The organism is Ornithinibacillus scapharcae TW25 (assembly GCF_000190475.1).
Taxonomy (GTDB): Bacteria; Bacillota; Bacilli; order Bacillales; family Amphibacillaceae; genus Ornithinibacillus; species Ornithinibacillus scapharcae.
On sequence record NZ_AEWH01000063.1, the window covers coordinates 50,546 to 63,268 of the forward strand.

11 protein-coding genes and 1 pseudogene are annotated in these 12,723 nt (G+C 37.2%); all 12 read right to left on the reverse strand.

What is annotated here, in order from left to right:
- Positions 1 to 91: 91 nt before the first annotated feature.
- Positions 92 to 628 carry a 3D domain-containing protein gene (locus G5W_RS23445; protein ID WP_010098741.1) on the reverse strand — a complete coding sequence of 179 codons (537 nt, stop codon included), beginning with the start codon at positions 626 to 628 and terminating at the stop codon, positions 92 to 94.
- 14 nt (positions 629 to 642) lie between these two features.
- Positions 643 to 1,194: a coiled-coil domain-containing protein gene (locus tag G5W_RS22525; protein WP_138919087.1), complete on the reverse strand. Its 552-nt coding sequence runs from the start codon at positions 1,192 to 1,194 to the stop codon at positions 643 to 645.
- Positions 1,195 to 1,400: 206 nt separating this feature from the next.
- Positions 1,401 to 3,593, reverse strand: a complete 2,193-nt coding sequence (locus G5W_RS0117740; protein ID WP_010098744.1) for an S-layer homology domain-containing protein — start codon at positions 3,591 to 3,593, stop codon at positions 1,401 to 1,403.
- Positions 3,594 to 3,774: 181 nt separating this feature from the next.
- Positions 3,775 to 4,580: pseudogene (locus G5W_RS0117750) on the reverse strand (DUF6612 family protein).
- A gap of 220 nt (positions 4,581 to 4,800) precedes the next feature.
- Positions 4,801 to 5,076: a hypothetical protein gene (locus G5W_RS0117755; RefSeq protein WP_010098749.1), complete on the reverse strand. Its 276-nt coding sequence runs from the start codon at positions 5,074 to 5,076 to the stop codon at positions 4,801 to 4,803.
- A gap of 154 nt (positions 5,077 to 5,230) precedes the next feature.
- Complete coding sequence (locus G5W_RS0117760; RefSeq protein ID WP_010098750.1) at positions 5,231 to 5,953, reverse strand: DsbA family oxidoreductase; 723 nt, start codon at positions 5,951 to 5,953, stop codon at positions 5,231 to 5,233.
- Between the two features lie 58 nt (positions 5,954 to 6,011).
- On the reverse strand, positions 6,012 to 6,572 hold the full coding sequence (locus G5W_RS0117765) for a GNAT family N-acetyltransferase (RefSeq protein ID WP_010098751.1): 561 nt from the start codon (positions 6,570 to 6,572) through the stop codon (positions 6,012 to 6,014).
- Between the two features lie 53 nt (positions 6,573 to 6,625).
- Entirely contained in the window at positions 6,626 to 8,581 is a 1,956-nt protein-coding gene (locus G5W_RS0117770; RefSeq protein ID WP_010098752.1) for a GTP-binding protein, read from the reverse strand.
- 98 nt (positions 8,582 to 8,679) lie between these two features.
- Positions 8,680 to 9,246, reverse strand: a complete 567-nt coding sequence (locus G5W_RS0117775) for an NADPH-dependent FMN reductase (protein ID WP_010098753.1) — start codon at positions 9,244 to 9,246, stop codon at positions 8,680 to 8,682.
- An 11-nt stretch (positions 9,247 to 9,257) separates the two neighbouring features.
- Positions 9,258 to 10,316, reverse strand: coding sequence for an LLM class flavin-dependent oxidoreductase (locus G5W_RS0117780; RefSeq protein ID WP_010098755.1), 1,059 nt, complete (start codon positions 10,314 to 10,316; stop codon positions 9,258 to 9,260).
- 244 nt (positions 10,317 to 10,560) lie between these two features.
- The gene (locus G5W_RS0117785) at positions 10,561 to 11,778 is read right to left on the reverse strand and encodes a DUF819 family protein (protein WP_010098757.1); all 1,218 of its coding nucleotides are present in this window, start codon (positions 11,776 to 11,778) and stop codon (positions 10,561 to 10,563) included.
- 182 nt (positions 11,779 to 11,960) lie between these two features.
- Positions 11,961 to 12,719, reverse strand: coding sequence for a sporulation protein (locus tag G5W_RS0117790; RefSeq protein ID WP_010098759.1), 759 nt, complete (start codon positions 12,717 to 12,719; stop codon positions 11,961 to 11,963).
- Positions 12,720 to 12,723 lie beyond the last annotated feature (4 nt).

Consider the following 12,723-nt stretch of genomic DNA (forward strand, 5'->3'; position numbering starts at 1 on the left):
TCCTCCTTATAAGCTTCTATAAGTATAATGGATTCATGATCCAAATAAAAGATAAGTGCCCTAACGCTTATTGTTAAGGCACTTCTCTAATTTATTGGATAGTCACATTTACCTTACGGACTCCCCATTGTAATGCTTTTGCTCTCGTAGGTACGAAGACATCGATTTTTTTGCCTTTAATGGCACTTCCGATGTCACCTGCTATCGCATAACCGTACCCTTCAACATAAACCACAGATCCTAAAGGAATGACAGACGGATCAACTGCGATCACCTTGGAATCTGGTTTATCCTTTAAGTTAATTCCAGTCGCTGTTACACCTGAACATCCTTTACAACTAGCAGTATATGCTGTTGATGTAACTGTAATGGTCTTCCCTTCAACATGCTTTAAGCTAGTTGGTACAGAATTTGCTTTTTGTTCAAGTGCTTTAGACTTGGCAGCTTCAGCAGCTAAGGTTTGTTTTACCTCGGATTCTAATGAGGCAAGGCTGCTATCTTTCGCTTTTAATTTTTTGATCGTGGTAAACAAATTATTCTGCTTTGTTTCCAATGTAGCTCTGCTAGATTCGATTTGCTTTTTTTGATCTTCTATAGCAGCAAGAGTATCTACTTGTTTTTGCTTCATGGCATTTAACTTTTCTAGATTTTCAAATGATGACTCTTTTTTTCTTCCACAGATGAAAGATCCTTCTCTATTTGCTCAATTAATTCAGCATCTGAATTCGTTATCGTATTAACCATTGTTACGCGGCTAATAAAATCGCCAAAACTTTGTGCACCAAATAATACATCTAAGTAATTAATGGATCCACCTGACTTTTGATAAGAAGATATTCTACCATCAAGTATCTCGTAGCGTTTCTCGATATCAGCTTCTAATTCTATAATTTCTTGTTGAAGTTTGCTTATTTTATCAATTGTTTCTTGTATATCTTTTTCTGTCTTATCAATTAATTCTCTATTCTTTGCTATCTCTTGATTAACTTGGTTAATCTCCTCATTCAATTCTTCTATTTCGGACATTATCGTAGCTATTTGTGCTTCTGCTCCTGTGAGCGACTTTTCAATTTGCTTCCGTTGGTCTGTTATATCTTGCAAATCGTCTTTTGCAGCGGCAAACACTTGCATACTACTAAATGCACTTCCAAATATAATTGAAATAGCTAAGGTAATTACAGTTAACTTTCTCAACTTTTTCCCCTGCTTTCTAATTTGATTACTTGGAAAGTATAACACCACTACATTTCGTCCTCTTTAGAGAGCTGTTACAATTGGTTTAGAGTATTATTACAGATATATTTCAGATTTTGGGACTAGCTTTCAAGTCGGTCTTAGTTGTCTAAATAATACAAACAAGCAGAGCACTAATTATGTACTCTGCTATATTTTGATACCATCTACTGCGTTGCTGAATCAGCTGATCTCGTGACGGTATAGCTGAAGGTATTCGTTTCATCAGTTGGATCCATGCTTCCAAAACTGTTTCCAGCTTCATCTTTCAGTACTAGATAGAAGGTCGCATTACCACCATTATTTATAATTGTATTCGTTACTGTTTCACCAAAATCAATTGTCCAGGTTTGGGTATCAGTACTGTAAGTTACAGAGACCCCCTGCGCTTCAAATTGAGTACGTAAATCATCTGTTCCATAAGGATTAGCCTCATCTGCATAAACACTAAATTCTGGTAAGCCGGCTATATTGTGATCCACTTCTAATTCGCGTAGATTGTCATCTTGAGCGTCAATAGTTAGTATGAGGTTTTGTCCCGCTTCAAGTGCTACATCCGTTCCATCAGTTGGGGTAACAGTTGTTAATACAGGAGCGGTTGTATCTGCAGGGGCAGTGCTTCCTTCTCCTCCTGTATCTGTACCAGGATCTACGCCTGTATCCGTACCAGTTTCTCCTCCTGTATCCATGCCAGACTCTTCACCTGGTACATCATAATCGGCATTCGTTTCATTGTTAATATTTTCAATTTTATTCTTCACTGTGTCATAGTTCTTAATCACATCTGCAGCTGTTTTTCCTGTAGGTATTTCAACGTTTGATATTGTACCATCTATTCCTATCGTTAGGTCATTATTATTAGTAACCTTTAAGTTATCGATGGTCGCTTGTCCATTAATCGTTAATGGTGCTGTCGAATTTATTTCAAGATTGGTAACTGTACCATTGATTTCAATATTCGATACCCCGGCACCGATAATAAGCTGTGGAATCACGGAATTAGAATCAATTGCAAAATTTGTCTTATTCATTACTACATTATTTAATGCTGAATCTTTAATGGTAATTTTACCTGTAGTCTGGACTGTACCAGTTGCTGCAGCTGCCACTGCATCTGTAGAGGTTCCATTAAATATAGTATTACCTGTAACTTCTATTCCTTCTAGAGACAGACTATTTTCTACACTTCCCTCAACAGTTAAATCACCATTTACAGTTACATTCTTTATCGTTAGGTAGTCACCTTTTACAATTAATGGTCCGTCAATTGTGACATTATTTCCATCTAGTACTAGATGACCAGCAATTGGACTCTCTGCAGTCGCAGTGTCCGTTCCAGAACTATTTAGTTCAAGATAGCGTATTTTATAGACAACATCATCTTTATCAGTTGACACATAAACTACCGCATCCTCTAATACTCCACTATTTGCTGCATTAAAAATTCCTTTCACATTATCTGCTAATTGAAAATCCTTCCCGTTAATGGTCACAGTAGTATCAGTAACTGCCTCTATTTCGGCTTTACCGTCTGGATTACCGAATAAATTTACATTTATTGCACGGTGAATTAAGGTAGCAGTTTCTGCTCTCGTTGTTGGCGTGTCAGGAGCAAATTTATTGCCACCAACACCTTGTGTAATACCTAAATTATATAATGTTGCTACATGACCTTTATACCAGGCATCGTCCTTCACATCAGTAAATGGTAAATTAGCATTTGGATCTGGGGTTAAATTATCAAATGAAGCAACAATCATTTTCGCTAGTTCAGCTCTCGTAATTGGTTCGTTTGGGTTAAATTTGTTTTGATATCCCTCAACAACTTCTTTATCCTGTAAAGCCGCCACAGCACCGTAATACCAGCCACCTGTGACATCCTCGAATACAGGATCGCCTGTTGTCTGACTGACATCAAGGTCTAAAGCACGAGCTAACATCATAGCTACTTCAGCCTTTGTTATATCTTGATTCGGCGCAAACTTTCCACCACCTACACCTTCTACGATACCTTTTTCAGATAGTATTTCTGCCGCTTCAGAGTAATAAGCGCCCTTCGTAACATCACTATATTTTGCTGTTGACTCTGCCTCCTGAGCCCCTGCAAGACTAGCACCTGCACCAAAAGCCAGAGAGGTAACAAGCATCGTTCCCGCCATTACCTTTACAGTAGCCTTCTTTAAGTTAGGAAATTTTGAATGGATATAATTACGTGCACTTGTTTCAATATCAGAATTAGGTTGACCTTGATTGTCTCCATTTAATTCCCGGGAAAATTCAACATGATTTATATCTAAATAGAGGACAATTACTAAATCACTACCATTTTGTTCAAATCGATGATTTATAAATTGATACATGATTACTCACTTCACTCCCATCTTCGTAGTAAAAAAAGAGATTCAGTAATTAACTTTTACTTTGGCAAAATATTTATTCACGGAGTGAATTCCCATTGCGAGTATCATAAGTATTACGTATCCCACTCTTAACATGTAAAAAGGATTGACCAATAATGGCCAATCCTTTTTCACAAATACATTATCCTGCATTAACAGCGTTATCTTTCACTTCTTGAGGTACTTCAATGGAATCAACCGTATTGACTCCCTTATACTCTGACTTTACTTGTTGTACTACATCTAATGTTTCTCCCTCAACTTTCATAGACATTTCCATATCCAAGTTATACTTTTTAAATTGTATGTCTCGTTATCAACAGCCATTTCAATTGTTAACTTTTTAATTTCCATATCTTCCATCACTTGTTGAATATCGCCTAATTGTGAGCTTACATCTTCCGGTAAATATTCTTCAAGCATCTTTTCAGAGAGCTTTTTAAATCCTTCTCCATCTGCTGTTAGCTTGAATACATATTCATTGTCTACTTCTTCAAACTTAAAGTCTTCTACATATTCTTCCATCATTTTTAGTTGTTCCGAAACATCTGGTTGATTAGCTGTTAGCGTATCGATTGGAAATAAAGAGCTATCAGCCTTTATCCATTGCTGACTTAACGATTCAAAGACATACATCTCTTCATTAACTAAGTAAATCTCTGTATCCATTTCAAATGGGGCTGCTTCCTCCATACCTTCGCCTTCCATTGTCATCGCCATCGTACCTTTTTGATGCATCGCAACTGGATCCAAAATTACAGATCCATCCATATCACTTTCGATCTTTAATTTACCTTCACTACCCATCGTGATTTCTTGATTAAGTACTGTACTTACTTCTGCACTCTCCATCTTGTCAGCTGCTTCTAGCGCTTTCGTATATACTTCTTCTGCAGATTCACTACATGCAACCAATCCAACTGAAAGCATAACTAAAGCAATTGTCATCAACCATTTCTTCAAAATTGTTCATCCCCTTAATTTGATATTTATCTACAGTTTTATATACGACACATAACGAAGAAAGTTTCAAAACTAATCGTATTATGCATATCTTTCTCATAAATAAGACAAAAGTCATACAATACGGAACACGAATATCATGTCATAACAGGAATATTGACCTAAAAACAAGGAAAGGAAGCTCCCTCCGAGTTCCTTTCCTTGTTTATAATGCGTCGTTAATATTCTGATGTGCCTCTTGTGCTTGTTGCCTTACATCATGTAATTCTTCAAAAGCTTGTTGGAATTGAGGGTTTTCTAGCGCCTCTCTCCCTGCCTGGTATTGAACATTTCTTAACTCATTTTCCACCTGGTCTAGCATAGATTGGGCCTCTTCTACCAACTGTAAATTCTGTCCTTGTGCTTGAATTATGCTTTGCTGTGCATCCTTCAACATCTTACTAGCTTGTTGTAATTTTTCATGTAAATTAACATGTGCCAAAAGACAAACCTCCATCTATCTATATAATGAAACTAATGAAACACCATCCATAGTTTCCAACCAAAGGTGATAAATTATGCTTAGAAAAAGGAAAACATTTTCATGTTTTTTAAACTCTTCTATACTATAAATAAAAAATCCATCATGGGTCCTTTTACTTCGTATCAGGAATAATACAGCCATCGTCCGTACAAACCGTGCCAGAATTTGCACCGAGCTGTTCAAGTTTCGGTCTTGGTGCTACTTCCTCCCAAACCTGTTGTAAGGCGGATACAAATAATTCTGTGGGTTGCGCACCGGAAATCGCATATTTCTCATTTATCACAAAGAAAGGAACTCCTGAAGCACCATACTGGTGTGCTCGCATCTCTTCATCACGTACGTCATTGGCATATAAATCAGAATTACTTAATACTTCTTTTGTTTTTTCACTATCCACACCTACAGTCGTAGCAATCGATAATAAAATATCATGGTCACTTAGTAATTGACCTTCAACAAAATAAGCATGAAGCAGCTTTTCCGTTAGCTGTTTGCCTTTCCCAACGGATTCAGCATATTTGGTCAGTCTATGGGCATCAAATGTGTTCGTTGGCTTCATATTTTCAAAATCAAATACTAGACCTACTGTTTGCGCCTGACTTCCAATTCCATCATTAGCTTTTCTGGCTTCTTCCAAACTAATTCCATATTTATTCGCTATCGCTTCATGGATAGTTATACCTTGATAAACTTTTGCATTAGGATCTAACTCAAAACTCTTATATTCTACCGCAACTTGATCACGATATGCGAATTGCTCTAATGCTGCTTCCAATCTACGTTTTCCAATATAACAAAATGGACAAACGAAATCAGACCATACCTCAATCTTCATGTTGACATTCCTCCGAATCTTACTTTGAAATAATCATAATCACCAACGAGTAAAGCCTCTACTTTGTTATAAAGTCACCTTTCAATAGAGAATACATGTATAAATCATCAAATTTACCGTTACCGTACTCATAATGTCTTAATAATCCTTCTCGTTCAAACCCTTGCTTTTCAACTAATTTTATGGAAGCGACATTAGGGGGTTCTATTAATGCCTGTACTCTTTCCACATTCATCTGTTCAAAACCATATGATAATACCGTTCCCAGTACTTCGCTAGCTATTCCCTGTCCCCAATATTCTTTTGCTAGCTCATATCCAATATCAATTCTTGCATGTTGACGTTCCCAGTTGAGAAAACCACAACTGCCAATAATTTTGTCTTCATCTTTTAATGAAATTCCCCATCTTATTCCTGTGTTTTCTCGAAAGATTCTCTTATACCAGGATATTTCATTTAATACTTCTTCTTCCGTGGTAAAGGCTTCAAGACCATAATATTGCATGACCAATGGGTCAGATAAATACGTTAGCATATTAGTGACATCTGTATTCTCAATTTCCCTTAAACATAAACGTTCCGTTGTTAAAACCGGAAATACCTTATCTCTATTTTCCATAATCGTTTCCCCAAATCTATTCATGTATTTTGACAGGGACTATCGGCTAATCCCTAAGATAATAAGTGCATCATTTTTTCTGCCTCATCCCACTTCACACTATAGCCTGCTCCCTTTGCACAGAATACAGAAGAGGATGTGTATTCAGGGTCAGCATCTTTGTTATAGCCAATTCTACTGATCACTTCATCCTCATTATGGCAGCAATCATATCCTCCAAATACTAAGGTTATACTTCCTTTTCCTTTTGTATAGGAGGCTAAAACCGTACTATACTCCATAAACGTTGCAACAGGTGCTTTTCCAATGATAACTGCTTTATCACCTTCTGTCACAGGAGGCTCAAATTTCCCATAAGCTGATTGGACATCGGTTAGCACTCGCCCCATCTGTTCGATGTCTACTATAATTTTAAAGTGATAATATGGCTCTAAAATAATATTACTTGCTTTCTCAAGTCCTTGACGAAGTGCTCTAAATGTAGCCTCACGAAAATCTCCTCCGTGAGTGTGTTGATGATGTGCCTTACCTGTCAGTAGTGTGATTTTCACATCGGTAAGACCTGAACCTGTCAACAAACCATGATGTTCTTGCTCGAGTATATGTTGCCTTACTAAATTTTGAAGTCCATTGGCTAAATTATCTGTATGGCAGACCGATTCAAACTGGATACCACTATTTCTTTCCATTGGTTCTATTTTCAAATGTACCTCAGCATAATGCCGTAAAGGTTCAAAATGACCATAACCTATAACACTTGAATGAATTGTTTCCTTGTATATTATTTCTGGTTTCTCAAATTCTATCTTTAAATCAAATCTATCCTCTATCACTTGCTTCAGTACTTCAAGTTGAATGGTTCCCATGATGTGAATATGGATTTGTTGTAGTTTCTCTTCCCATGTTACGGTTAGTGAAGGGTCTTCTGCATCGAGTATTTTAAAATAGGCTAGTGCCTCCTTTACATGAACATGAGGTTCAAATACTACCCTTGACCGAAGGGTTGGAATCATTTCGAAAGTAGCTTTATCACTATTTGCACCAACACCATCACCAACAACCGCATTGGATAGACCCGTTACAGCAAATATTTCTCCAGCAAATACTTCATTTATGACTTCATATTGACTACCATTATATCGTCTAATTTGTGTAATTTTTTCGTGTTCCCTATAATCAGAACTACCATATATAACCTGGTCTCTTACTTGTAAGCTACCGCTTTGGGCTTTTATAAAAGTTAATCTGGTACCAGCTTTATCATAACGAATCTTATAGACTTGTCCGGCGAATTCCTCATTTTTGCTGTAATCTGTTACCGTTAATAAATCAAGCTTTTCCAGAAAGTCATCGACGCCTATCCCGTGTAGGGCAGAGCCTGATAAGCAAGGAAACAACTCTGTTTCTTTTACCATAATCTGCATCTTTTTAAGCCATAGGTTATGATTGAATCCATTTTCCATGTAATAATCAAAAAGCTCTTCATCCTGTTCAGCTATAAATTCTACAACTCTCTCCTCCATCCTTTCAGACAACGAAGTGGTGGACATATCCAGTACTTGCTTTGTAAAGTTTGCCTGAATCTCGGCAATAACTTTCTCTACATTTGCACCAGTTCTATCCGTTTTATTAATAAAAATGAATGTAGGCACCTTATGCTTCTGTAATAGTTTCCATACCGTTTCTGTATGGCCTTCTATTCCTTCCACAGCACTAATCACAATAATCGCAAAATCCATCACTTGAACTGCACGTTCCATTTCCGGTGAAAAATCAACATGCCCAGGAGTATCTATTAAGTAGTAGGTGGAGTTGTGGTACTGAAAGACACCTTGATCAGCATATACCGTTATTCCCCGCTGCCTCTCAATTTGATGACTATCTAGAAATGCACTTTGTTTATCAACTCTACCTAGACTTTTAATGGATTTTGTATGAAATAATAGCTGCTCGGAAAAGGTTGTTTTTCCCGCATCAACATGGGCAAGTATCCCAATTATTTTATTCATTTGAAGCTCCTTATTTTTTTCTTACCGTTATTATATCAAATAGCTACTCTATACTTATAGTACAAGAGAAAAAAAGAACCTAGGATATTTCCTAAGTTCTAAAATCCATACTCGGCTTCCTTCGCCTTCCGAATCCCCTCATATGCAGTAAATAGAGAAACTAAATCCTCAACAAGCCTCTCCATTCGAAAAAGAACATCATCATTTGTAATTTCCTTCCGGTAGAAATCCTTCTCCTCAACGAACACATAAGTTTGAACCATAGTGGCTTTCATATAGGCTAATATTGGCTTTAGCTGCTGTTCCACCACTAAATAATGTTTAGGTGAACCTGCTGTTACAATCATGCCTACGACCTTATCAACAAATGCTTCTTCTGGTAGAAGATCAAAGATATTTTTTAACGGTGCAGGGATAGAAGCTTGGAATATTGGCGTTCCGATAAGGACTGCATCAGCCTCCATTATTGTACTAGCTACATAACCTGTATCCCCTTCATACTCTAGATAATTACGACCATCACTAAAGTGAACGTCATAATCAGCCAAATCAATAAGTTCTACTTCTATATCCGGATATTTTTCACGAAGTATCGTTAATGCGTGATTCATCGCGGTACGTGTTTTGGACCCCACCATCGAGCCGGATAATCCAACTAGTTTCATGAATGTTCCCCCTAATTCTTTGCCGTATATTTCTTTATCTCAGGTAGTATTTTGGTACCAATAATATCAATGTTACGTTTTAATTTATCAAAAGTAACCCCACCGAAATCCATTTGAGCAATATATCGCTGGTGCCCGAATTGTTCATGTTGATATAGGATTTTCTCAATAATTAATTCAGGACTGCCTACATTCATCACGTCATGAGGATGGGCACCTTGTGCAAAATGCTGTTTGGGAAAACCACGGCCATTCGAAAGTTTCATCCCTTCATTAATATAAGGATATACTTCCTTTTGTGCTTCTTGCGTGGTTTCTGCTGCATAAAAGAAACCTGCTGTTGCAATTGGTAATGTCTCTGGATCATGGCCATTTCGTTTGGCTGCCTCACGGTAAGCAGTGATAGAATGTTTAAAACTAGATACAGGGCCACCTAACATTGCAAGAAACATCCCAACTCCAGCATAACCAGCTTTAATTGCACTAGCAGGAGGTCCTCCCACTGCCCTCCAAATAGGTAGGGAACCGTTCAATGGTCTAGGAAGTATTTTTGCATCACTTAAAGGAGCACGATATTCCCCGCTCCAATTCACAATCTCTTCTTCATTTATTTTACATAATAACTCAAACTTTTCTTCGAATAATTCTTCATAATCTCTCAAGCTATATCCCAACAAATCAAAAACTCCAACACGTGAAGCGCGACCAGCAATTATTTCAGCACGGCCATTTGAAATTAAGTCAATGGTAGCAAAGTCTTCATACACACGAACCGGATCAAGCGTTGATATAATAGTGGATGAACTGGCAATCTTGATTTTCTCTGTTGCCTGTGCAATTGCTCCCAATACTACCGTGTGTCCCTGAGTTGTAAAATATTCCTGGTGACTTTCCCCAACGCTAAAGAAGTCTAGCCCAGCTTGTTCAGCCATTTTTGCCAACTCGATTATTTCATTAATCCGTTGTTGCGCTGTAATTCTTTCCCCTGTATGTGGATCTGGAATATGATCTCCCAGCGTATAAATGCCAAATTCTAATCCGTTTTTTGGATTCATTCGATAGTTATTCATCTTATCTCCTCCGTCCTAAACACGAAAGGTTTAAGTTAATTGAGATTTTTTCTCATTTAATAGTACACTATTTTCACACATGTAAGCTAATAAACTGCTTACGAAAGAATAGTTACTACCTAAATATATCCTTTTATTATGTTCGTGCTAAAATGATATCGCTACGGTTAGTATCCTCTTCCATCACTATTCTACTAACATAAAAAGAAGAGATTAGGCATTTGTGCTCCTAACCCCTTCCTAATTAATATATTCCAAACCAATGTCCAATCGCTGCTCCAATATAATTCCCGATTACATAACCAAGCGTTCCGATAATTAAAATTGGTGCTACTAATTTATTCCAACCTTTTGAGATTGCCATAGCTGCAGCAGTTGTTGGACCTCCTATATTAGCATTACTAGCTAAAATAATCTCTTCCAAGTTAAATTTAAACACCCTTCCAAAAACAAAGGATATGATCATATTTAAAGCTACCATTATAAACACTAACACAAATAGTAACGGTGCATTTTGTAATATGACTGGAAGTGATGCTGGTACCCCAATCACTACAAAGAATATATAAATGAGATAAGTGCCTATTTCCTGTGATCCATTAATTTTCTCAAAGAATGAAGAAAATACCGTAACTGAAATTAACGTAATGGTTGTCAGCATTAAATACTTATCACCGAAAATTCCATTTAACGCATTCAAGAAAAAGTTCACATGATCACCAGCTGGTATCAGTTTGTCAAAGACTTCTGCTAATTTAAATGAGATTGCCACTAAAGCAAATGCTGAACCCACTGCTAATCCAATATCCCTTAATGATATTTCCTTTCTTTTCCAATACGACGCTGCTTGATTGGTAGAATCGCCTGTCCCTTTTTCTATTAACGCTTGATGGGGTGCATGAAATCTCTTCCGGAAGAATGTTAACGTTGGGATCACCATTAACACTAGAAAATAAATAGCCATCATTAGGTTATCCGCAACCACTGTGGCAGAAACCAATTCTCCAGGTGTTTCAAAACGGGCCGATAATGCAGCGAGATTCACACTTCCACCGATATAAGAACCAGTCATCATCGCAACTACTTTAAACAAATCCGGAATATAATCTTTTAAGACAAAAAAGCCTACAATTGCTCCTACAACCGTCCCTATCGAACTAATCAAGAAAATGATTAATAATCTTCCACTTTCATTCCATATTTTTAGTATGTTTGACTGAAATAATAATAACGGAATAGCTAATGGTACTACGTAACCCCACACCGTATCATACACCGGTGATTCAGTTGGAATAATATTCAAATTGGCTAGGAGCATTGCACCAATTAATGCAACGATGGCACCAGATACTTTCGATGCCCAATTGTATCGTTGTTCTAAGTAAATACTAATTCCGGCCCAACCAGCGAGGAATGCCCATAGAATCCACGTATCATCAGGCTTTATTAATGCATAAATCATAATTCCGCTCCTTTTAAAATCTCTTGTTAATTTTCCTCACTTCCAGCATTTCATGTATGAGGATGACTAATACTCCACCCGCATTCGCCTGAATAGTTGTAAATGCAGTGGTTTTTCTATGCAGAAGAGAAAGTTTGTCCTACTTTCCCACCACCAAGAAAAAAAGGAGGATCTCCCCCTTTTTAACTGTAGCTCTCAATAATATTACGTATTTCTTCTGCTATATGCTGAGTTCCACGATCAATATCCTGTCTTGAAAAGCTCACCTTTACAAAATTCTCGTCCATATCTAATGCTTCCGCAAAAAGTCCACCTAACCCTTTTGCACGACGGTCAATTTGTAACAAAACATCTACACGATCATCATACATAAAGAACATTGCTTCCAATTCATCTAAATCTCTACGGAACATGTTACCAGGGTAGAATTCAAATTCTTGAATATAATTGTATCTGCGAGAATATTCCATTTCGACTTTTCGCAATTGGAATCCTAACCCTTTTGTCAAGGCTTCCAAAATCGTATCCATATATGGATGTGGTGATACTTTAATAAAATCTTTATCTGTTGGGTCTATTGCACTTGGAACATCAAGTCCTGTTTGCACCCAAACTTTTGTCCTACCTAGTGAAGGTGGAGTATGTATTGGTAAAACAAATTGGAAATCAAATTCTTTTACTTCTCCTTCGCGTATCGTAAATGAATCACCAATCGAAAAAGAACCTAACTTTACCTTTTCATACACTTTACGATCATTCGATTCACGAACCGCTTCTGTCATAACAAAAAGATTTATTCTATCAATATGCTGCTCTGTTCCACCACCTTGGATAATAACTTTCCCTCGAACTTCTTCCCCAGGCACTAAGTAATCATTTTCTAGTTGTGTATCAACCTTCGCACTACCAATACCAACGCTTGCCAAAAGTTTTTTAAACATATTT